The sequence below is a fragment of the Marinobacter sp. AC-23 genome (assembly GCF_001858325.1).
GTDB lineage: Bacteria > Pseudomonadota > Gammaproteobacteria > Pseudomonadales > Oleiphilaceae > Marinobacter.
Window position 1 is genome coordinate 189,224 of sequence record NZ_MBPP01000001.1, and the last position, 21,235, is coordinate 210,458.

Here is a 21,235-nt window from a genome sequence, read left to right on the forward strand (position 1 = left end):
GACACGCCGGCATTCAGCTACGCCAGAATGCCGGCGAAAACACGATCACCACGCTTAAAATTTCGAGCCGCCCCATCAGCATGCCAACAGCCAGAATCCACTTGGCAGGATCGGGCAGGGGGCCGAAGTTCCCCGCAGGACCTATGATCTCACCCAGCCCTGGGCCTACGTTGGTGAGTGCGGTAAGCGCACCAGTCAAAGAGGTCACAAAATCGAGCTGCATAGCGGCCAACGATACTGTGATCAACAACAGGCAAAGCAGGAAGATAAAGGTATAGGCGATCATCGACGCAATAATGTCGTCACTGACCGCCCGGCCGTTGTAGTTACGGGTCAGCACGGCGCGCGGGTGCAATAAGCGAATCAATTGCTCACGCAGTATGATCAGTGAAAGCTGGAAACGGAAAATCTTCATTCCGCCAGACGTGGAGCCAGAACACCCGCCGATAAACATCAGGAAGAAAAACAACACAAACGCTAACGGCCCCCATGCAGAGTAATCCTCAGATGCGTAGCCGGTTGTTGTCACCACAGATGTCACGTTGAACAAAGTGGATATGTAATTATGAATTGGGTCGAAAGGCACCGGCGATACAGCCCAGCGATAGAGAGTTAAAAGCGCCGGTATAACCAGCAGTATGGTTATAAACAGTCTGACCTGCTGATCCTTGAATAGCACCCCCCGTTGGCCATGGAGCTCACGCACAAAGAGGAAGAACGGCAGGCTGCCAATCATCATGAAAAATGAAGCCTCTACCAGTATCAAATCGTTGAATTTGCCCATGCTCAAATCCGACGTGGAGAAGCCACCCGTGGCAATACTGGTTAAGCCGTGGTTAAAGGCATCAAACAGTGTCATGCCCGACAGCCAATAGGTTAAGACTGCTGTTGTGGAAAATATAAGATAAACGAAGAGCAGCCCACGGCTGAGTGTTTTCATTCTGGGCAGTGCTTTATCTGTCCACTCTGAAGACTCGGTGGCAAACAAACGCATGCCCCCAACACGCAAGAATGGAAGCACGGCTACGAACATGCCAATTATCCCGATCCCGCCTATCCACTGCAGAATAGAGCGCCACAGAAGCAAGTCTTTATCCATGGAGTCCAGGCCGCTGAATACAGTGGCGCCTGTGGTAGTAATGCCTGAAGCGCCCTCAAAGAAAGCATCTGCAGCAGAAATGCCGTCGTCACTGAGGTAAAAAGGAAGAGCAGAAAGTAACGCGATGATGAACCAGGACGACACGGTAAGCACGAACATATACCGTGGTTTCAAATCTCGGGGCTTTCGGTAAGTGGAGGCAATGCCCAGCATGCCAATGCTGAAAACGATAACGGCAGATTCCACAAACGACGCCGCATTCGGCGCTTCCGAGCCGAGCATCAGAAATACTGGTAGCGTCATGAATATGCTTAGCAGCACAAACATAATGCTTACAATAAATATTACAGGGTAAAGGTTTCTCAATGGATGCCCGAGCCAGCTGAACCGAGAGAGTGCGCCAGAATACCTGTGGGGGAACACATCCGCAAGGTAACTCCCGGCTTATTGCTTGATTACCTAGGGATTAAAACACCGTCAGTAAGCGCGCTATCGCGGCTCTGCGTATGGAAAAGCGGCGCAGATTGATGCAGTCTTAATAACAGATAGCCATTGGGCCTAACCGGGAAATCAACGTTGAACCATCTTGCACACCTTTTTCTTGCCCCCGACTCGCCCGAAGCGCGAGTGGGTAGTGTTCTTGGGGATTTTACCCGGGGCGTGGATTTGGCGGCGCTCCCATATTCCGTAAGGCTGGGTGTTCGCCATCACTTAGCCGTAGACAGCTTTACGGATAAACACCCAGATGTGTTGGCCAGCAAGAGACTTTTTTCTGCACAGCGCCGCAGGTTTTCGGGAGTCGCGCTGGATGTTCTTTACGACCACTTTCTTTTACGCCATTGGGACAAGTTTACCGATGTCGATCAGCACACCTTTATACGCACCGTGTATACCGAGTTGCAGAACAACGAAAACCTGATGTCGCCCGCCATGAGCAGAACAACCCGCCACATGGTGCGCAACGACTGGTTTGGATCCTACCGCAATCTGGACAACATTGGTTATGCCCTGGACAGAGTGGCTGAACGCATCCGCTTCCATAATGCGTTTGCCGGAATCATTGAAGAAATACGGCCACTGCACTCAGAGCTTGAAGAACGTTTTTTAAGTTTTTTTCCGGATTTACAATCATTTGCAGGAGGAATTGAATGAAGTTTCTGATCCCTTTGTCACTCGCTACGGCGCTCATTATCCCCACAGTGACCCTGGCAGAAACAGCGCCAAAAAACGATGCCACTGTTCCCGAAACTCTCGGCTTCGTAGAGTGGGTGGTAATGAACGACACAGGCCTAAGGCTAAAAGCCCGGCTGGATACAGGCGCTAAAACTTCATCGCTACACGCGGTGAATGTAGAAGGGTTTGAGCAAGATGGACAGAAATGGGTGAAATTCCAAATTCCGCTGGCCGACCACAAAGATCACCCGGTGGACGACGAAAGCAACATTGACCAAGAAGAGATCATTCTTGAGCTTGAGCGACCAGTAGAGCGCACGGTGCTGATAAAGCGCAAAGGCGCGCCATCCCAAAGACGCTACGTTGTGATGATGGATTTCTGCATTGCCGGAACCAGCCACGAAACCCAATTTTCACTGACCGACCGCGGCAACTTCTCCTACCCAGTCTTGTTAGGGCGCCGATTTATGAGGGACGACAACATATTGATCGACTCTGCGGACAGCTTTATCGCCAAGAAAGAGTGTGAGTACATGAGCCTGGAAGAGCTTGTGGAAAAGCAGCAGGCAAAAATTGTTAAGGCTGATGAAACAACCTAGCAGGTGGATTAGGATTAATATTACTGACGGTCTACCGAAACATCATGGAGTATGATTGCGAGCAATAAACTCCGATGTCACGGCAATCACAACATCCGGCTTTTCCTTGTGAGGCACATGCCCGCAATCCTGCAGCAGTTCCATCACACAGGGGCCAGCCGGCAGTGATGTATAAAGTTCAGGATGTAACGCTGAGCCAAATTCGTCGTCCTCACCGTGAATGGCGAGAACAGGGCAGGTAACCTTTGGCAGAATCTCTTTCAGCGTCCAGTTCTTAAAGTCTTCAGAGAGCCAGGTGCCTGTCCAGGCGCGCAGAACCCACTCAGCTTTGTCGCCGTGATACTTCTTGAGGCGGTCTAATTGGTCGTCTTGCGCAAAAACCTGTTCTGCATTCCGAATACCGTCTACCGTACGATCCTCAACAAACGCTTGTGCTGCTTCCGTAATGAGCGCAACACAGTGATCCGGAAAGCTAACCGCACACACCGCTGCCATGGCACCACCAACGCTGTGTCCAAAGGCAATAAAATTCTCTATGCCAAACTCTGCGCGTATTGCGGCAAACGGGCCGCTGGCTTCGTTAATAATAAAGTCTGCTTCTAGCTTGTCCGTGCGCGGATACGATTTACCGAACCCAGGCCGATCGTACGCGATGACCTTACGACCTAACGAAATCGCTAGCTGTTTCGGAAATTCTCTCCAAAGCTCAACGCTTCCCAGGGAGTCGTGAAACAGCACCACAGGTGCTAACGCAGAAGAGCTGGAATCTGCAGCAGCAGGCCCCCAGCTTTTTACATAGAGATTACCGGCAGAGGTAGACACGTAATCTTCGTGAGTTGCGATCGAAAGCATTGGTTTTGACCCCCATCGGGAACAGATAATTAGCGAACAAGATAGTTCAGGACCGATTGTGATGAAAGTAGTGAATGGACTACCATGGATTTTGCTGTATCTGTCTTCACTGTTTCCGAGTACATCACCGTGTCCTTTTTGAACATTTCTTTGCTATCCGCGTTTATCCCGACCTTTTTTGTTGTGTCGATCACACCAGGTATGTGCATGACTCTGGCGCTATCTTTGGGTATTACCGTAGGTGTACGGCGGGCCATGTGGATGATGACAGGGGAGCTGTTAGGGGTAGGGATTGTGGCAGCCACCTCTGCGGTAGGCGTCGCGACGTTTATGCTGCAATACCCAACAGCGTTTGAGCTCTTCAAGTACGCCGGTGGTGCTTACCTGATTTGGTTAGGCATCCAAATGTGGCGCTCTCGAGGCAAGATGGCCATGCCTGAGGTTGGCGCAGAGCCGGTTACGGCTTCCCGCTGGGAATTGGCAGCCCAAGGCTTTGTTACGGCCATCGCCAACCCCAAAGGCTGGGCATTTTTTATTGCGTTGCTACCGCCTTTTATAGACAGTTCTTTGCCAATGACACCCCAGCTAGTGGCATTGGTGCTGATTATTCTCACGCTGGAGTTTTTATGTTTGCAGTTATACGCCCATGGCGGGCGAACGCTGCGCCGAGTGTTGAGTAAAGGGGGCAGTGTACGTGTGGCCAATCGAATTTCTGGCAGTTTGATGGTGCTGGTGGGAGTGTGGCTGGCGCTTGGCTAGTGATAGAAATTGCCATGGCAAGTTATGAGAAAGGCATGTGGTAAGTTTCCGGGGTATGCTGGAAGCATGGTACGTTCGAGCCAGAAGGCCTTTTCAGGCAGGCGGCTCTGCTGACTAATATCTGAACATTGAAACTGGCGGATCGACGTTATGAAAATAGTTATCATCGGCGCGGGGATAATGGGAACAACCTTTGCCACCTTGGCAAAAGAGCTGGCCCCGGATCTGGATATCACGATCCTGGAGAGGCTGGACGCTGCGGGTGCCGGCAACTCATGGGCCTTCAACAACGCCGGTACGGGGCACGAAGCAAACTGCGAGCTTAACTATACGCCAGTGGATGGAGAGGTCATTTCGCTTGAGAAAGCCCTGAAAATCCATGCTCAGTTCAACGTTGCCAAGCAGTTTTGGGCTTACTTGGTAGAGAAGGGTGCCGTTAAACAACCTAAAACATTCATTAATCAGACCAAGCACTGCACTCTTGTTTCCGAATCCTCGATTGAAGAACTGAAATTGCGCTTCGAGGAAATGTCGGTTCATCACTTTTTTGAACACATGCGCTACTCAGAAGACTTTGATGAAATTAAAAGTTGGATTCCCTTCACCATGGACGGACGCCCTCGCCATGAGAAAATGGCAGCTACCGTTATTGAAACAGGCACGGACGTCAACTTCGGGTCTCTAACGGAGCAAATGGCAGCACATGCCGAGCATAGCTTGGGCGTTAAAATCGAATACGGTACACATGTTAAGCGCGCGTACCGCAGCCCCACCGGGCGCTGGATTATCAGCGCTGATACCAAAGGGGATCCGGTTGAATATAAGGCGGATGTGCTCTTTGTAGGTGCTGGTGGGGGCGCATTTCCATTATTGAAAAAGAGTCACTTGCCGTTTCGGAGTCGGTATACCGGCTTTCCTGTGGGCGGTCGATTTTTGCAGGCACCGATCAGCGAAGAGCAGGCCCAACTTTACAAGGCCAAGACCTACGGAAGGGCGAAAGTTGGCGCACCTCCCATGTCTGTTCCGCACCTGGATTTGCGAGCAGTGGAGGGCAAGCACTATTTGCTGTTTGGTCCTTTCGCGTCGTTTAAACCCCTCCTCGAGAAAGGCCGTGGATTTTTTGATTACCTTGGCTCAATTCGCTACATGATATCCCCGGCTTACTGAATGTCGCGTTAAGGCATTCCCACCTGGTTAGATATCTGATTTCAGAGACCTTCAAAGGCGAAAAAAGCATGTTTGAAGAGCTTGAGAGCTTTGCTCCGGGCTTAAGCAAACGGTTTGACTGGAAACCGATTGAAGCTGGCCAGCGGGTGCAAATCATCAAAGACCGGGATTTGCAGATGGGCACAGAAATCCTTGTCTCCAAGGACAAGACTTATGGGACTTTATTAGGGGCATCGCCAGGGGCGTCGGTGTCACCAGAGGTGATGTTGCGCTGCCTGGAGCAATTGTTACCGTCTATTTTTTCTGAAGAAGGCGCCAAGATAAAGAAAAGTCAGATTTTCCCCGAGAGTGACCTGGACACACTAATCAGCCATCCCGACCGTTACCGGGAGATTCGCGATGCGGTTAACAAACAATTAGGAATAATCCAGCCCAAAGCGCTCGGATAACAAATCAACCAGTAGTCGAACCTTGTTCGACATGGACATCATAAAACGCAAGCCTCAGCGCATATTTTGCAGGGCTGTGGCCCAGCGGGCCATAGCTTCTAGCATAGTCTGCGCGCTCTTCTCATGAATCTCCGTTGGCTTGAACGTGTCATCCACGAGGTGATCCGACACCATCGGGATCATCACCTGTTGCTTGATTGGTACCATTTCAAGCGTCGACAGAAGGTGCTTGGCCGTCTCGGTCGAGCGAATACCGCCTGATACGCCGCCATAGCTCACGAAGCCGGCTGGCTTGTAGTTCCATTCCTTGTACAGGTAATCAACCGCGTTAACGAAAGAGGGCGGTGCGGAATAGTTATACTCCGGCAACACAAAGATGAACGCATCCGAGCTATCGATGATCTCAGACCAGCGCTTGGTGTGCTCGTGTTCGTATTTCTTCATGGCTGGGTGATTGGGTTCGTCCAGCAGCGGCAGGTTCACTTCTTCGAGATCTGCGAACCCGATCTCGAACCCGGAGGGGTTTGCTTTAGCATAGTTGTGAAACCAGTCCGCAACGGTTTTGCCAACCCGTCCTGGGCGGGTGCTGGTGAGAATGATGGTTAGTTTCATCGAAAGATCTCCTTGGGCAGCCAATTTTCGAGCTTACCATCCTATACCTGTCTATTGCATGTTGAACCTTAAACCGGCCCGGCGACGATGGATCGGTAGCGCTTCGCCAAACTGCCGGCTATTAATATTAGGGAATCGAATATGTGATTTAACATAATATACATTATGCGCAGTAGCGGATAGCAAGATGGAGTTGTTTGTTCAGGAACCAGTGGTGCAAGATACCGGCATAAACACCTTTATTCCTAGCTGGCCCGATACAGGAGCTTCTCACCGTTATGCGTTATTTTGTGGCTATCTCAATACTCTTACTCACAGGATGCGCATCTACCGGTAATGTGCCACCTTCAGGCACCCAGTTCAGCCTGGACGGTTGCCCACCGTTTTTAAACTGTGTATCGAGCACATCTACCATGGGTCTCTATTCCGTAGCGCCTATTCGTTTAGCCGAACCATTGAATCAGTCTTCCTGGGAGCTTATTAAAGCCGTGGCGATCGAATTGCCTGGTGCTTCGCTCGACAGCGCGCGATTTGGCTATGCAGATATCACCTGTCGCAGCGATTTGTTTGGCTTCCCGGATTATCTCGAACTATTAGTAGCTTCAGACAAGCAACACTTGAACGTAAGATCTCAATCCCTTATTGGGTTCTACGATCTGGGAGTGAATCGACGCAGAGTCGAGTTACTGAGGAGCCGCCTTGTGGAACGCGGCATTGCCATCGACTAAGACCGCCTAATACCTAATGTCCAATATTTAGGAGTATTGGACATTTTTACCATGTAGATATACTCTCCCCAGAAATCCCCAATCAATCAAGGCCTCACGTGTCCAGATCATTCACGGGTCATCCACTGTTCGATACTACGAGCTATCTCGAAGACCTTGCGGACTTTCATTGTCACCCATCAATACCGCAGTTTCTTGGGACGCTTCCCCAGGCAACTGGCCTGCTTCGTCAGGATTATGAGATCAGCCGTCAGTTTCTTCTACGGTATTCCGATGTTGCAGGCACGTTTACGCGATTTCGTAGTGAAGTTCAGCGTTTTCTTAATTATTTGTGGGTTACGTCTGGGCGAACGCTGTCACAAACGGATTCTGATGTGGTTTCCGCCTACTTTAAAACGTTGAAAAATCCGCCTAAGTCCTGGATAAGTCGCGGCGTATTTGCTGCTTTTACGGATTCGGGCGCCTTCGTGTGCCGAATCATGTATGGCGGCCGTTTGCCTTGCGATCGAAGGATGACAACCCAACGTACAGCGCCAGCCAGGCCAGCTTGAATGCCAGTCGAACCGCTCTGCAAACCTTCTTCAAGTTTCTGGTTTCACAGCAATACCTGTTATCGAACCCGCTTGATGAAGTGCGAAAACGTGATCGTAAAGCAAAGCCACAACTGTCTAACGACGTCGAGGCCGATGTGCGCCGTTTGACTGACTGGCAATGGGCCTATTTTCTGGAAACCGTAACGGAGGCCGCTGCGCAAAACTCTAAATACGAACGACATCTCTTTGTTGTCGTCACCATGAAATCATTGTTTTTGCGCGTCGGGGAGCTGGCTCCACGACCACTCGAGGACGGTGCCGAGCGCATTCCAGTATTCGGGGATTTCCGGCGCAAGGTGATTCAGGGTGAAGAATACTGGTCTTACTTTGTGTTTGGTAAGGGCGACAAGGCCCGTTCTGTCACCCTGCCTGATGCCTACCTCCCCTACCTCAGGCGCTGGCGCACGTATCTTGGGTTACCTGGAACCATGCCCGAGCAAAACGAACGCAACCCGATTATTCCCTCAAGCCACGGCAATGCACTGGGCAAGCGACAGGTTCAGCGTATTTACGAACAAGCGGTGATGTTGACCGTAGAGCGAATGCGGGATCACGGCTTTATGGAAGAGGCCAGCCAGTATGAAGCCATTAAGTCGGAAACACACTATCTGCGCCATACGGGAGCCAGCCAGGCGATCGAATCTGGTGCGGATATACGTCATATTAGTGAGGAGCTGGGACACGCCAGTGCGGCTTTTACGGAATCTGTGTATGTGAACTCAGACCAGGCCCGAAAGCGCTTTGAGGGGCGGGGCCGGTCAATATAGATCCCGCAACTATAGCTGGTGGAACACCGAGCCCCTCTCCCCTATTCACATTCCTGCCACCACCGGCTAGAACAGCCGATCGATGTTGGTGCGGGTAGGCTCGTCTAACCCCGTGATGAAGTCACACATCCGGTGCGCCACCGGGCCAAAGCGCGTCATGCCCGGAATGAGGTAATGACGCAACAGGGCCATCCACTTCGGCCGGCCCCGTGCCAAGGTGGTCAGCTTGTCCATGCGGCTGACAACCTCACGATGGACGGGATGACGTAACCGCGCGTAGTCGTTTAGCCGTTCCCAATTGCCGCCGAGCGCGTCCGCCGCGCAAGCCGCGAACACATAGGCGTCCTCAATGCCAAGATTCATGCCTCGCGCACCGACCGGCGAATGGATATGGGCCGCATCTCCAGCGAGCGCGACACGGCCGACCACGATGTTCTCTGCCAGCTTGTCGCCAATATGAAACGACGATTGCCACTCAACCGCGCCGGGGTTTGAGCCTGCCGGAAGATGATCGAGCAGATCGGGAACATTGCCGAAGACCCGCCAAAGCCCTGGCTCGATACATAGCATGAATACGAGCCATCATCGACGAACAGCACATGTGCATGATCGCGATCAAGGGGATCATCGAGGTATATGTCGTAAAGTGGCCAGGACTCCGGGAAGCCGTGCCCCACCCAATCAGCTCCGATTGCCGCACGGGTCGGGCTGTGCGCGCCATCTGTACCCAGAACGATCCGGGATACGATGGTTTCTTCGCCCGACTGTTCGCTGGAGACTAGCGTGCTCACAGCTTCGCCGGTTTGTTTCAGGCTGATAAACTCCCGGCCACGTTCCGGGGCGATGCCACGCAACGCCAACGCTTCGGCAAGCAGTGCCTCGGTGCGCGCCTGCGGGATCGCTGCCATCTTGTAACGTGAAGGGATATCCGTGAAATCCAACGCCGCAACAGGCTTCCAGTCTTCGTAGAAACGCACGCCGAGTACGTCTCGCGATTCCTTCAGGATTTTGGCGGCGACGCCGTTCTCCTCGAGCAGTTCCAAGGACCGGGGATTGACGATTTGCGCTCGTGAGGTGGTACTCGAATTATTACCCTTGTCGATGAGACGGACGCCAACTCCGTGGCTGTCGAGAAACAATGCCGCCGCCAGGCCCACGGGGCCAGCGCCAACGATGAGAATATCAGGCGATTGTTCAGGTAGTGCCGGCATCGGTATCCTCCCGAAACAGTTTTCTCACTACCCAGTTTAGTCGCAAACGAGGAGACGTTCTCTAGTTGTTCAATGCGTTCTATCGATTGATTGATCGCGGAAAATATAAGCGCAATTACGACGAACAGCTAAGATGCGACGATCCACCAAGCTCAAAGAACTCCGACGGCTTCAGCCTATAGTATTTCCCCTCCACATCCTCAGCTTGCTCGGCGTATGGCTGCGTCATGACTTCCTGCAGCTCTCGAATTAAAGAATAGTTCCCCGTAGCCGCTTGCTGATACGCAGGCACAACCAACCACTCCCGCAAACTGTACTTTGGATTGACGAGCTTCATCTGCCGAGAAAGCTCCTCGCGAGAGCTAGGTTGAGTGAGCGACTTCCATTTTGTGAGCCATTCGGACCATCGCTTGTCGATTCCTTCGGGGTCTACACTATAAGCCGAACTCTTGTAGAAGCTTTTTTTCAGCGGGCCAATGTCGTCCGGCACCGTCGAAAGCTCGCGGAAGAACACGGTGTAATCAACAGGCGTTTGTTCCATTAGCGTTAAGAGTTCGCTAAACAACGCCGTGTTAAACGCGCCAAGTCCAAGCTTGGCAGCCCACATCTTTTCCATTTGTGCTTGCATCACCTTTGGGAAATCACTTCGAATCGCGTCGAGTTGGCGCTGAGTGTCCGGATGCGTCGCCAGCAACGGCAGCAATGCCGTACAAAACATGTGGAAGTTGCGTTCTGCTGCTGCCGGTTGATTCAGGAATGCAAAATGATGTCCGCCACCGGTCCATGGCTGGTAGTGCGGATCGAACACCTCGCAGAATCCGAATGGGCCGTAGTCGAGTGTGAAGCCGCCGGCCGCACAGTTGTCACTGTTGAAGTTGCCCTGGCAGTAGCCAACGCGAATCCAGTTCGCCACCAGCGAGGTGAGTCGGTTGAGAAATTCGCGCGCAAGTAACAACACTTTTTCGGGGGTGGTTAGCTCTTGGTCGATGACGTCTGCGTACTCACGATCGATCAAGTGCAACACGATCTTCTCAAGCTCTTCCATCGCTTGCGGGTGTTCTTTCTTGCGAGCGCGGCGACCGAAGAGCTCGAGTTGGCCAACCCGAATGAACGACGGTGCGACGCGCGTCGAGATGGCGACCGGCTCTGATATAAGTATGTCTGGGTCTCTCGAATGCGAGCCCTGTGAATACCATGGCCGCCTGACTCTCTCCGTTTTCGAAACGTACAAACTCAGCGACCGTGACGTAGGCACTCCGAGCGCGTGCATATGCTCCTGTGCCAGGAACTCCCGAACACTCGATCGCAGAACAGCCCGACCGTCCGCGCCGCGGCAGTATGGCGTTCGGCCGCCACCTTTTAGCTGCATTTCCCAGCGTCGACCGTTGATGACGGCCTCAAGTACCGAAATTGCGCGACCGTCGCCGTATCCGTTGCCGGTTTGGAACGGGCACTGCTGGTTGTATTCGGTGCCGAAGATGGAAAGTGCGTAGCCACACGCCCAACCGACCTTGCGCATCGGCTCCGGAACGAATGCGATGTCGCCGGAAAACATCCGAACGAAATCCGCCGACTGCGCCATGCTGTCGGCGAAGCCCAGTTCGCGAAACAGGTTTTTGCTATGCGCGACGTACTCGGGGTTTTCGATTGGCGTCGGAGTGACGGGGACATAGTGGCCCGTAAAGACTTGTCGCGGCGCGTAATCGCGCCCGTCTGCTTTCGCGTCAGGGTCGCAGTTGAGAGTATCCACGAGCGAATAATTTGCCAACGTCGCGAGATCGTCGAGGGTCTCGACCATAGGGGATGTTTCCTGTTGCTGTCGCTTTATCATAAGGGTTCCTCTCATACGTCAAGCGCGACAAGGCCGATCAGGATCTGATGTGCCGTGGCCCATGCAAAAGGGTCGCCCTTCAGCATTCAGTGATACGACCCCTCTAACTCTGAAAACCTGAGCGAGTAGAGTCTCTGTAATCACTTGTCCCGGCGTGCCTGCGGCTTCTATCTGCCCATTCTCCAGTACCATTACATGATCGGCAAATTGAGCGGCCTGATTCAGATCATGCAAGGACATAATCACGGTCAGGCCGCGACTTTTATTGAGTTCGACCAGAAGTTCCAGTACTTCTAGCTGATATCCCCAGTCCAGATAGGTTGTAGGCTCATCCAGCAATAGAATGTCAGTCTGCTGTGCCAGCGCCATGGCGATCCACACGCGCTGTTGCTGCCCTCCGGATAACGACGCTACCGGACGTTCCGCAAGCGCCTCCACACCGGTCATATACATGGCTTGCTGGCATGCTTCGCGGTCTTCTCGCCCATCACGTTGCCACCATTTTCGGTGGGGGAAACGGCCCAGCGCGACCAGGTCCCTCACAAGAATACCTTCGGGCACGATGGGTTTCTGCGGCAACATGGCCAGACGAAGCGCCAGTTCGTTGCGGCTCCACAAAGACAAGGGCTGCTCCTCGAGCAATACTTCGCCCTGGCGTGGGGCTATTAATCCTGCAAGCCCTTTAAGCAACGTACTTTTGCCTGATCCGTTAGGGCCAACCAGGCAGCTGATCTCGCCTGTTGGAATTGCCAGTGATAGCTCGTGCACTACGTCGCTACTGCCGTATGCAAGAGTGAGTCGATCAGTACGTAACATAACTTGTTCCTGGGGCTTTTTCGGATGACGCATTACGGCTGACGGGATAGCAAATAAAGAAAAAATGGCACACCCAGTGCAGCCGACACCACACCAACGGGCAACTCATAAGGCGCGAAAATAGTACGCCCTAACGTATCGGCAACAACAGCCAGGGTGGCCCCCAATGCCGTGCACATCAGGAACTGAACCAACAGACCTGAGCCGGCCAGACGTCGGCTGATATGGGGCACCAATAACCCGATAAACCCCACTGGGCCAACAATGCCCACAGCGCTTGCCGCCATCAGCGCTGCCACCACCAGGGCGATGGCGCGCCAACGATTCAGATTAAGCCCGAGGCTGCGTGCCTGCTCGTCTTCCAGTTGCATAGCGCTAAGTGGCCGCAACAAAATCAACACGCCGATCATTCCTAGTGCTGTCCAGGGTAGCAGCGCCTCCAGGTGCGCCCAGGTAGTGCCGTACAGTGAGCCCGCCAGCCATTGCGCCACCAGTTCGGTGTGTGCGTGCCCCCAAAATGCCAGGCCGCCGGTGGTCAGTGCGTGAAGCATGCCAGCCAATACCGCCCCCGTCAGAGTCAACTTCACCGGAGAGAGCCCTCCGTTACGTAGGCTCAAGCCATAGACGGCCAGTGCGGCCAGCAAACCACCGAGCATGGCCAACAGCGGTAAATACTGAAGGGCAAAGGGAATCCCGCCGTAAGGATTGTCGCCCGACTGAATCCAGTCACCCACCACAAAGGCGGCCACAGCCACCAGACTGGCACCGCCGGAAATGCCAAGTATGCCCGCTTCTGCCAGCGGATTTCGGGTAAGCAATTGCAATAGCCAACCGGACAAAGCGAAGTGAATGCCGATCACCAGGCCAATCAGAGTCCGGGGTAAACGCAGGTCCATCACCACGCGCTCAACGTGACTTGAGCCCTCTCCCAGCAACCCGGCGAGAACTTGCTGCCAGCTCAGGTCCGTGGCGCCAAACTGCAGGCCCAGCCAGGGCGTCAGAAAAATAAGCCCGCACCCAAGCCAGAACAAAATCGTTGTTCGCTGCAGCAACGGCTTTTTATGAGGCTCTCTGGTGTTAGCAACATGGGCAGGCTCACGGGAGTTGAGTAAATACAGCAACCAGGGCGCACCAATCAATGCCGTCAACATCCCCACAGGCAACTCCTGCGGAAATGCCAGTTGCCGTGCCAAGGTGTCGGCCGCCAATAACAGTAGCCCTCCCAGTAGCGCGCTCAATGGCAACCAGTGTTGAAACTGGTTGCGAATCAGGCGCCGCGCGATATGAGGCGCAACCAAGCCAATAAAGATGACCGGGCCCGTCACAGAAACCAGAGCGGCGGCCATGATCAGCGCCAGTACCAGAAACAGCAGCCGCCAGCGCCCGACAGCCAACCCCATGGCCAGCGCCAGTTCGTCATCAAGCTGCAGCACCCGAAAAGGCCGGCGTAGCAGAAGCACTGCCACTAAAGGCAAAATAAGCCACACAGCGACCAGTTTGAGCTGTAGCCAGCCCCGCCCCATCAGGCTACCTGCGAGCCAGTAGTAAAGTTCAGCCGCTTCGGAGCCGGATACCAATAAAGTGCCTGTTGTCAGAGCCGTGCATAATGCAGTGACCGCAATGCCGGCAAGCACAACCCGCTCGGGCTGGAGCCTGCCGCGACCAGCAATAACAAATGTCAGCATGCCACCCAGAAGTCCACCGCAAAGCGAAATGACCGGCAGCCACAAGGCATCGGGAGTAAAGAACGTCTGCGTACCCACCACTCCAAAAGCTGCCGCGGCAATCACTCCCGTCAGCCCTGGTGAGGCCAGCGAATTTCGGGTGACCCCTTGCATGATAGCTCCGGCCGCCCCGAGAGCTGCGCCCCCCAGCATGGCGAGGAGATTGCGAGGTAAGCGAAGCTCCAGCACACTGACTCGCTCAATAATGCTGCCCTGCCCTTGCAAAACACTCCAGAGCGTTTCCGGGGTGGTCCACTGTTGGCCGGACAACAAACCTATCAAAAAAAGCGCAGCGATCACCAATATCGTCGCGCTATAGATAGGCGTGATGTTGGTTTCGGTGGAAGCCCGCCTCATCGCAACGAGGTCTTGACCGGAGTGGTATCCGGGAACAGCAGGCGCGTCATATCGTCAAGCACCAGAGATCGTGCGATAGGCCCGGCACTCTCCTTCCAGTGTTGACCAACCTCAAACACCTGATCGTTCTTTACAGCCTGCAGATAGGGCCAAACCGGGTTTAGGGTAAAACCCCGCCGGCGGTTACTCGGTAGCAAAAAAATGACATCCGGGTTCAGGGTCAAAAGTGTTTCCAGGCTGATGCGATAACCCAGCGGAATACCTGAATCGGGATTGGGTGGTGGCCCACCCACATTATCAAGATGCAGACGCTCCAGCAGCGCCGCCGTCAGAAAGTGATCGTAATAAACAAAAGGCGTTTCTCCACCGCTGGAAAGAATAGCAACAGTACGACCGCCAGGGCTCTGGGCCGCTAGACTTTCCAGTCGCGCAAGAAACTGCTCATTAATTTGCTGCGCCTGCTTGGAGCGGCCAAAAGCATCGCCAGCCAGTGCCACAGCATGCAGGCTGTCTTGTAGAGTAATGAGATCCAGCGCCACCATGGGTGCGATGGCTTCAATTTGGGGGCCATCCTTTTCGGTATAGCGTCGGATGGCAAACACCAGGTCCGGTGCAATGCGGGACAATCGTTCCAGGTTAGGCTGATGCCGCGGTCCCAGACTGGGTACTTTATTCATATCAGGCCCCAGGTAGGCAGGCGCCCCTTCCAGACCAAAATTCGTGATCGCTACAGGCTGAATGCCTAAGGCTTTTGCCACGTCCGCACCAAACGTTGAGATGGCAGCCGGTCTCGTGGCGGGCTGCGTCAACTCAATGGTTTTACCCCGGTCGTCGGTGAGTATAACGGAGCTGGTGGCAGCCTGAGTCAGTACAGGAACTGCAATAAAGACCCAGATTATTGATAGGGCCAATCGGCGCCAAAAGCTTGGGCATGTCTTGGGGCCGGGTCGCTCTTTGGTGGCATTAGTAGCGTTTAATAGCATATTTAAATGAGAATCATTAGTGATGGGATCGGTAGTGTAATCGGCTGCCAAGGGCGATTCAACCGTTTCGACTCAGGAAAGAGTCGCCCTTCCTCGTGATTAAGCCGGAGCCTGCACAACAGACCCCGGCGCCGAATCTCAGGCGACTGAATCAGAAGTCCAGTTGCGCCTCCAAAATCAAACTGCGCCCGGGCTGCGGCACACGGCCAATCGGGCTCACGTCCACACCGCGGAAGTAGGCGTCTTCATCCAGCAGATTGTTGACCGCGAGGGCCAGATTCAAATTACGCCCACCTCCCATCGCGATGTCACGACCAAGGCGAGCGTTCACCAAATGGTAGGCAGGCAGTTCGCCAGCACCGCCATCGGCAGTTTCTTTTTCGGTGTTGTCTGCATCGCTATAGCTGGTACTAACATACAGCCAGTTCAAACTGGCGTTCCAGGCCTGGTAAGAATAGACCGCATCCGCACTTATCTTGTGCTCGGGAGCATTCGGCAACTCGTTGCCGGCGTTGTCGCCGCTCAACTGCTCTGTCTCGAGGAAGGTATACCCCAGACCCAGCTCCAGGTTGGGGTTCACCTGCCAGCGGTTATCCAGTTCAATGCCCTGATGCCGTGTTTCACCGAGATTTTCGAAACGGCTTTCGGTGCGGTTAAATTGGATCTGGTCATCGTAGTCGATACGGAACAGGGTCGCTGATGACAGCATATCAGGCGTGAGCTGTACGCGACCGCCCAGCTCATAGTTCCAGGCCGTTTCATTGGCAACATCGCCGTCACGCGTAGTCTGAGCAATCTGCACCGGTACCAGGGAGCGCTGGCTGTTGGTGAATAGAAAAACGCGGTCTGTCGCCTGGTAGCCAAGGGTCAGTCCTGGTAGCCACTCGTCGGTGTTATTCTCTTCCATGTTTCCGTTCAGGTTGTCACGAAAATCCATGTTAACGTCTTCATAGCGCAAACCCGGGGTCACCGTCAGACGATCGTCCAGAAAGTGCATGGTATCGCTGACGTAAAAAGCCAGCGCCTTGGTGTCGAGATGCCAGTCCCGCGCAACTGAGCGGGTATCGCTGGCAAATTCAACGCGATTGACATCGAACTCGACGTCTTCTGTAAGGTAACGGGCTCCAAGCGTGATGTCATGGCGTCCCTTGCTGATGGCAAGACGTGGCTCGGTACTGTAAACCCGGAAAAGCCGGGGCGAGTCGGCCCGATGAGTAGAGGCGACGTCCGGATCAAAGACACCGCCCGTACCGCTCAGGTTTTGACCAAAAAAGAAAGTACGATCCGCATCATGAACGAAGTTACGCCACTGGAATTCAACATCTGGCGTCGGGTTGTAGGTCCAGGTAAACGTCGCGCGAGTCATGTCAGCTTCATAGGCATCGTAAGGCCGTTGGCTTTGGGTGCGGTCTTGTTCGTAAGCCTCTGGCGCCAATGCACCAGGCAGCTCGGCATCGACGTTGTAGTACTGAAGCTGGGTGGCGAGTTCGTTCTTATTGTTCAGGTAGTAGCGGGCATCTACGATGAAATTGTCAACCTGAGTGTCCGAGCGATCCCGAAAACCATCACCACGCTGGATGTTGGCCTGGAACTGCAGGTCGAGCTTGTCGCTGGCCTGGCCCCCTACGCGGTAATAGGTGTCGGTAAAGACATTTCCGGTCTCTTCCGCGATGGTTATCCGCTCACGCAGGGTGTGGGAGGTTTCAGCCGGAATCGGGCGTGTTACGAAATTGACGACACCACCGACGTTGTTCGGGCCATAGTGAACGGCCGCCCCACCCCGCACGACATCTACGGCTTCCAAACTGGGCAGAGTGACCGGGAACAGCGACACACCCACATTACTGTAGGGGCCAATCGCGATAGGGTAACCATCGGTCAGGATTTGCAGGCGCTCACTGCGCAGTGGGTTCAGGCCGCGGACCCCGATGTTAGGCAGAATACCGGTGCCGGTTTCATCCAGAACCTGAACCCCGGGGGTCGCTCGCAAGGCATCTTCAAGATTAAGAGCGCCGCGCTTGTGCAATTCCTCTTTGTCGACAACGGTGCGTGAACCGGTATAGGTTTTTTCAGATTCTTCCGTGGGCGCACCCAGCCAGTCCCCGGATACGGTGAGAGGCGGTAGCGTAAACAACTCATTTTCGGCATCAGGGGTCTGTTCCTGTGCCAGCGCAGGCGAACTTATAAGCGCGACAAACGACAAAGGTAAAAAGGAACGGGACCGTGGTCGAAAATACTCCAGCCCGGGTGAGCGCTTTATTGTCAGAAAAAACATGAAAACTCCATGGTCAGCACTAGTTGATTATTCGTTCACTCAATGAAGATTCTTAATTATAATGATAACGCTTCCCATTACAATCCATGAGTTGATCTTCGTTAACATTCCGTCTTTCAGATTATCGTGCAGCCAGAAAGTGCTCGACCGGAGAGGGGTGCATCAGAAAATCTTTATGGGAAATATTCCAGGCATACGCGCCGGCATAGGTGAATAGCACCAGATCCCCTACCCGTAGAACCGGCACCCGGACCTGGCGCGCCAATACATCTTTGGGAGTGCACAACTGGCCGACAAATGTGATTGCCTGGTTGTGAAGACCGGAAGACGGATTCACCGCCGGAACGGACAAAGGCAACACTTCACACGGGTGACTGTGGGATTGAGCGGCAGGGGTTCGGAAGTGATGGGTACCGCCGCGGCAGATGGCAAATGCTTCGCCCTGGCTGTGTTTGATATCCAGCACTTCTGTTACATAATAGCCGCAGGCCGCCGTGAGAAAACGGCCACACTCAAACCGGATACGCCACTCAGGAGAGGCTTCGTGTGCCAGCAGCCCGGCCAGTTCCCGGCAAAAATAGGGCCAGTTGAACTGCTGCTCCGGTTCGATGTAATTGATACCAATGCCACCCCCGACGTTGATCTGCCCGATCCGCAGACTGTAGTCGCTCTCCCACTGTCTGACGCGCCGCATGTAGGTCCGCATTAAAGCCAGGTGACGGTCAGGATCCAATTGATGGGACATGAGGTGAAAATGGAAGCCCTCCAGCTCCAGATGTGATGCGCGGGTTAGCAGAGACAGAACCTGCTGAAGCGTATCCTCATCCATACCAAAGGGGGTTGGCACACCGCCCATGGTCAGGCTCGTGGTCGCCATATCCGGTAGGCTCAGATTAATGCGCAGCAAAATTTTCTGGGTTTTTCGGGCCTTCTTCGTTACCTCTGCCAGGCGCTCCAGCTCCAGCAAGCTTTCCACGTGAATCAGCTCAACCTCTGATTGGACGGCGTACTTCAGTTCCGAAATCAGCTTGCCAGGACCGCCAAAGATCACGGGGAGCTCGGGAAAATGACGTCGCACCCATCGCAACTCGCCACCCGATGCCACTTCCAACCCATGAACCCAGGGTGCCAGGGTTTTCAGCAGTGGCAGCGCGGGATTGGCCTTCGTGGCGTAAAACATTTCGCATTGCGGCGGCAGGCACTCGACCACCGCTTGTACGTGGTTGCGCAGGCTGTCTAAATCGTAAATATAGGCGCAGAGAGGGTCGCTGTGCCGGTGCTGTAAATCCAGCGCTGCCTGGTAAATTCTATCTGGGAGTGTTCTATCCGCTACTTTGGTCATGTTCTGCTGCTCGTGCCATTTGCTGTGTCTACTGTCTCAATGCTTGCGATGCAACTGCTCAGTGACGGCGCCGCCGACAACAATAAAGCCAGTGGATTGCGCACCTGCACGTACTCCGAATCCCGGTCTGCCCGCTTGAACAACCGGGTGATCAGGTTACTCTTGTTGGGAATTGACTCGCCTCGGAGTAATCCGCCGAGTACCTGGTGTGCCCAGGCGCTGTCGGAGCCGTCCAGAAACCGTTCCAGATGGGTTTGCCAGACTCGCCACAGCGTTGCTTCCAGGTCTGAATCCTCCAGAGCAAGATAACTGACAGCTTGAAACAGGTTGTTGATCAACAGGCAGTAGGCAATGCGCTGCCATCCCTTGTCGGCGCTGTAGTGAATCGACGCCCGCGCTCGGGCGTCGATTTCGGTGGGGAGCGGTGCGGTCCAGAGATCAACAATCAGCTTGGTGCCCTCCAAATCACGTACAAACACTTGGGCGGGATACCCGTCCTTCAATCCGATAACCACATTTTGCAGATGGGGCTCAAACACCACCCCCCGGGTGAACAGGGCGTCCAGCACAGGCGGCATCAGCAGTTCCAGATAGCGATCGAACCACTCGACTGCCGCCTGGCGCCGGCTGACATCTGCAAATCGCGCCCAGGTACCCACGGCTTCCGCAACCGGGCAGCGGTCGAAGCGATCCTCGCTGAACAGCGACGCTGCCAACACGGGTGTTACCCCTGGCGCCAGCAGAGGCTCCAGCTGTTACGCAAGATCAGGCCGAAACCTTCCATGAGCGACTGACGCCGGGCGTCCTCAGCCTCGGTGAAATCGAGCGTGACATAAGCCGGTTCATACATCAGCCTGAACCCCGGATAGTCGGCGAGCATCGGTTCAAGATGTTCTCGCAACACCTGGGACAGGACCACTGCGCTCTCCAGTTCGTAATACGCGTTCTTGCGCACGCAATTGGTGAGCCGGACATGAGTAGAAAACTTGTAGAAAAACGGATTACCCGGCTGGTAAAGCGTGCGCACGGACGCCGTTGGATAGAAAATGCTGCCGCCCTGCCCCAGCGGCTGAATGCGGCCACTGCGAATGGCCTCCAGCACAAAAGCCTGACGCATCAGATAGCGTGCCTGCCAGGGGTGCACCGGAAGCGCCATGAAGCCCGCCGGCACCTCAAGTCCAGGCGGAGCAGCGAGTGTCTCAAGGTCTTCCGCATCCAGCCCGCGGCTGCGCAAATCGCGTCGCTGTACCGCGAAATAGTAAAGTGCAAACCCAGCTCCCATTTCCGGTGAGTACTGCAGCGTGTCTTCCTCGCTGAAGCCTTCCCTGGCCTTCGGAGCAGGGTGATAACGATGCCCGAAACTCAACGCCTGTTCCGACCACCGGTAACCCGTCAATCCTTGCCCCCAATCCGCAGGCACCTGGCTGTAGCACAGTATTCGTCGCATGACCTCACCGCTGCCTAGAATCTGCTGATACAGTTCGGCATTGAACGGTTGCCCGGAACGCCGGGCGAGATTCTGAAGCAACACTCTCGCCAGCCGGGCCATATCCAGCACTTGCCAACCTCGGGACGGAGATTTGAAAAAAGGGACGGACTGGAAGCGATAGTTCCCCGCCAGAGAATCCCCCGCAACGGCCAACAACAACTCCCCCGCCAACTCTGGCAATTGGACGAGCAAGGCTGAGGCGTTGCAGGTGGCCAGTTTCACCCGCAACGCTTGGGGCCAGCTTTGGCCTTTGCCTATTGGCGCCACCTGCAGTTCGCCGGCTGGGGTCGCGATATCACGGCAATAGCAGTTCAGCAGTGCTTCAATACCACGCTGATCGGCGAGATCCTCCCATCGTTTGTCGCGGTAGTGATGATTAAGCGCTGTGCTGGGCATGGTGGGCGGTCTC

The 21,235-nt window shown here is 54.3% G+C and carries 18 protein-coding genes and 1 pseudogene; 6 read left to right on the forward strand and 13 right to left on the reverse strand.

The genetic code is table 11. The features are described from left to right. Positions 1-13 precede the first annotated feature (13 nt). Positions 14-1,426 carry a TrkH family potassium uptake protein gene (locus tag BCA33_RS00850; RefSeq protein ID WP_071263241.1) on the reverse strand — a complete coding sequence of 471 codons (1,413 nt, stop codon included), beginning with the start codon at positions 1,424-1,426 and terminating at the stop codon, positions 14-16. 249 nt (positions 1,427-1,675) lie between these two features. Between BCA33_RS00850 and BCA33_RS00855 the strand changes: the two genes are divergently transcribed. Together BCA33_RS00855 and BCA33_RS00860 are read left to right on the forward strand one after the other, a co-directional pair. After that, entirely contained in the window at positions 1,676-2,251 is a 576-nt protein-coding gene (locus tag BCA33_RS00855) for an ACP phosphodiesterase (protein ID WP_071262927.1), read from the forward strand. Beyond that, positions 2,248-2,871 (forward strand): ATP-dependent zinc protease, encoded by a 624-nt coding sequence (locus BCA33_RS00860; protein WP_071262928.1) that lies wholly within the window; start codon positions 2,248-2,250, stop codon positions 2,869-2,871. The genes BCA33_RS00855 and BCA33_RS00860 overlap by 4 nt, the downstream gene beginning before the upstream one ends. Before the next feature lie 42 nt (positions 2,872-2,913). Here the strand turns inward: BCA33_RS00860 and BCA33_RS00865 are convergent, their stop codons facing one another. Continuing rightward, the gene (locus tag BCA33_RS00865) at positions 2,914-3,723 is read right to left on the reverse strand and encodes an alpha/beta fold hydrolase (protein ID WP_071262929.1); all 810 of its coding nucleotides are present in this window, start codon (positions 3,721-3,723) and stop codon (positions 2,914-2,916) included. An 84-nt stretch (positions 3,724-3,807) separates the two neighbouring features. On the opposite strand from BCA33_RS00865, the gene BCA33_RS00870 reads away from it, so the two are divergent. Then, positions 3,808-4,482, forward strand: coding sequence for a LysE family translocator (locus BCA33_RS00870; protein ID WP_254774067.1), 675 nt, complete (start codon positions 3,808-3,810; stop codon positions 4,480-4,482). A gap of 180 nt (positions 4,483-4,662) precedes the next feature. After that, positions 4,663-6,098: pseudogene (locus BCA33_RS00875) on the forward strand (malate:quinone oxidoreductase). A gap of 54 nt (positions 6,099-6,152) precedes the next feature. Here the strand turns inward: BCA33_RS00875 and BCA33_RS00880 are convergent. After that, on the reverse strand, positions 6,153-6,710 hold the full coding sequence (locus BCA33_RS00880; RefSeq protein ID WP_071262930.1) for an NADPH-dependent FMN reductase: 558 nt from the start codon (positions 6,708-6,710) through the stop codon (positions 6,153-6,155). Positions 6,711-6,988: 278 nt separating this feature from the next. Between BCA33_RS00880 and BCA33_RS00885 the strand changes: the two genes are divergently transcribed. Next, a complete protein-coding gene (locus BCA33_RS00885) occupies positions 6,989-7,438 on the forward strand; it encodes a DUF1499 domain-containing protein (protein ID WP_083394591.1) in 450 nt (149 codons plus the stop codon). Between the two features lie 469 nt (positions 7,439-7,907). Continuing rightward, positions 7,908-8,798: a tyrosine-type recombinase/integrase gene (locus tag BCA33_RS00890; RefSeq protein ID WP_254774068.1), complete on the forward strand. Its 891-nt coding sequence runs from the start codon at positions 7,908-7,910 to the stop codon at positions 8,796-8,798. Between the two features lie 66 nt (positions 8,799-8,864). On the opposite strand, the gene BCA33_RS20610 is transcribed toward BCA33_RS00890, so the two are convergent. The 10 genes from BCA33_RS20610 to BCA33_RS00945 all read right to left on the reverse strand — a co-directional run bounded on the left by BCA33_RS20610 (position 8,865) and on the right by BCA33_RS00945 (position 21,222). Further along, the gene (locus BCA33_RS20610; RefSeq protein WP_254774069.1) at positions 8,865-9,227 is read right to left on the reverse strand and encodes an NAD(P)/FAD-dependent oxidoreductase; all 363 of its coding nucleotides are present in this window, start codon (positions 9,225-9,227) and stop codon (positions 8,865-8,867) included. Continuing rightward, entirely contained in the window at positions 9,158-10,009 is an 852-nt protein-coding gene (locus tag BCA33_RS20615) for an FAD-dependent monooxygenase (RefSeq protein ID WP_071262934.1), read from the reverse strand. The genes BCA33_RS20610 and BCA33_RS20615 overlap by 70 nt, the downstream gene beginning before the upstream one ends. Before the next feature lie 115 nt (positions 10,010-10,124). Next, positions 10,125-11,840: a YdiU family protein gene (locus tag BCA33_RS00905; protein ID WP_071262936.1), complete on the reverse strand. Its 1,716-nt coding sequence runs from the start codon at positions 11,838-11,840 to the stop codon at positions 10,125-10,127. Positions 11,841-11,858: 18 nt separating this feature from the next. Next, positions 11,859-12,656 carry an ABC transporter ATP-binding protein gene (locus tag BCA33_RS00910; RefSeq protein ID WP_071262937.1) on the reverse strand — a complete coding sequence of 266 codons (798 nt, stop codon included), beginning with the start codon at positions 12,654-12,656 and terminating at the stop codon, positions 11,859-11,861. A gap of 32 nt (positions 12,657-12,688) precedes the next feature. Next, positions 12,689-14,737 carry an iron ABC transporter permease gene (locus tag BCA33_RS21020; RefSeq protein WP_083394593.1) on the reverse strand — a complete coding sequence of 683 codons (2,049 nt, stop codon included), beginning with the start codon at positions 14,735-14,737 and terminating at the stop codon, positions 12,689-12,691. Then, entirely contained in the window at positions 14,734-15,648 is a 915-nt protein-coding gene (locus tag BCA33_RS00925) for an ABC transporter substrate-binding protein (protein ID WP_254774070.1), read from the reverse strand. The genes BCA33_RS21020 and BCA33_RS00925 overlap by 4 nt, the downstream gene beginning before the upstream one ends. 223 nt (positions 15,649-15,871) lie before the next feature. Next, on the reverse strand, positions 15,872-17,995 hold the full coding sequence (locus BCA33_RS00930; RefSeq protein ID WP_083394594.1) for a TonB-dependent siderophore receptor: 2,124 nt from the start codon (positions 17,993-17,995) through the stop codon (positions 15,872-15,874). A gap of 121 nt (positions 17,996-18,116) precedes the next feature. After that, complete coding sequence (locus BCA33_RS00935) at positions 18,117-19,337, reverse strand: type III PLP-dependent enzyme (RefSeq protein WP_071262939.1); 1,221 nt, start codon at positions 19,335-19,337, stop codon at positions 18,117-18,119. Continuing rightward, a complete protein-coding gene (locus tag BCA33_RS00940) occupies positions 19,334-20,056 on the reverse strand; it encodes an IucA/IucC family C-terminal-domain containing protein (protein WP_071262940.1) in 723 nt (240 codons plus the stop codon). The genes BCA33_RS00935 and BCA33_RS00940 overlap by 4 nt, the downstream gene beginning before the upstream one ends. Before the next feature lie 5 nt (positions 20,057-20,061). Further along, on the reverse strand, positions 20,062-21,222 hold the full coding sequence (locus tag BCA33_RS00945) for an IucA/IucC family siderophore biosynthesis protein (RefSeq protein WP_071262941.1): 1,161 nt from the start codon (positions 21,220-21,222) through the stop codon (positions 20,062-20,064). Between the last annotated feature and the right edge of the window lie 13 nt (positions 21,223-21,235).

Excerpts from the sequence above, each read along its gene's own strand:
- BCA33_RS00880 (WP_071262930.1), bottom strand. The coding sequence starts at position 6,710 with ATGAAACTAACCATCATTCTCACCAGCACCCGCCCAGGACGGGTTGGC.
- BCA33_RS00870 (WP_254774067.1), top strand. The coding sequence starts at position 3,808 with ATGGATTTTGCTGTATCTGTCTTCACTGTTTCCGAGTACATCACCGTG.
- BCA33_RS00930 (WP_083394594.1), bottom strand. The coding sequence starts at position 17,995 with ATGTTTTTTCTGACAATAAAGCGCTCACCCGGGCTGGAGTATTTTCGA.
- BCA33_RS00865 (WP_071262929.1), bottom strand. The coding sequence starts at position 3,723 with ATGCTTTCGATCGCAACTCACGAAGATTACGTGTCTACCTCTGCCGGT.
- BCA33_RS00910 (WP_071262937.1), bottom strand. The coding sequence starts at position 12,656 with ATGTTACGTACTGATCGACTCACTCTTGCATACGGCAGTAGCGACGTA.
- BCA33_RS00905 (WP_071262936.1), bottom strand. The coding sequence starts at position 11,840 with ATGATAAAGCGACAGCAACAGGAAACATCCCCTATGGTCGAGACCCTC.
- BCA33_RS00850 (WP_071263241.1), bottom strand. The coding sequence starts at position 1,426 with ATGTTTGTGCTGCTAAGCATATTCATGACGCTACCAGTATTTCTGATG.
- BCA33_RS00935 (WP_071262939.1), bottom strand. The coding sequence starts at position 19,337 with ATGACCAAAGTAGCGGATAGAACACTCCCAGATAGAATTTACCAGGCA.
- BCA33_RS00885 (WP_083394591.1), top strand. The coding sequence starts at position 6,989 with ATGCGTTATTTTGTGGCTATCTCAATACTCTTACTCACAGGATGCGCA.
- BCA33_RS20615 (WP_071262934.1), bottom strand. The coding sequence starts at position 10,009 with ATGCCGGCACTACCTGAACAATCGCCTGATATTCTCATCGTTGGCGCT.
- BCA33_RS21020 (WP_083394593.1), bottom strand. The coding sequence starts at position 14,737 with ATGAGGCGGGCTTCCACCGAAACCAACATCACGCCTATCTATAGCGCG.
- BCA33_RS00860 (WP_071262928.1), top strand. The coding sequence starts at position 2,248 with ATGAAGTTTCTGATCCCTTTGTCACTCGCTACGGCGCTCATTATCCCC.
- BCA33_RS00945 (WP_071262941.1), bottom strand. The coding sequence starts at position 21,222 with ATGCCCAGCACAGCGCTTAATCATCACTACCGCGACAAACGATGGGAG.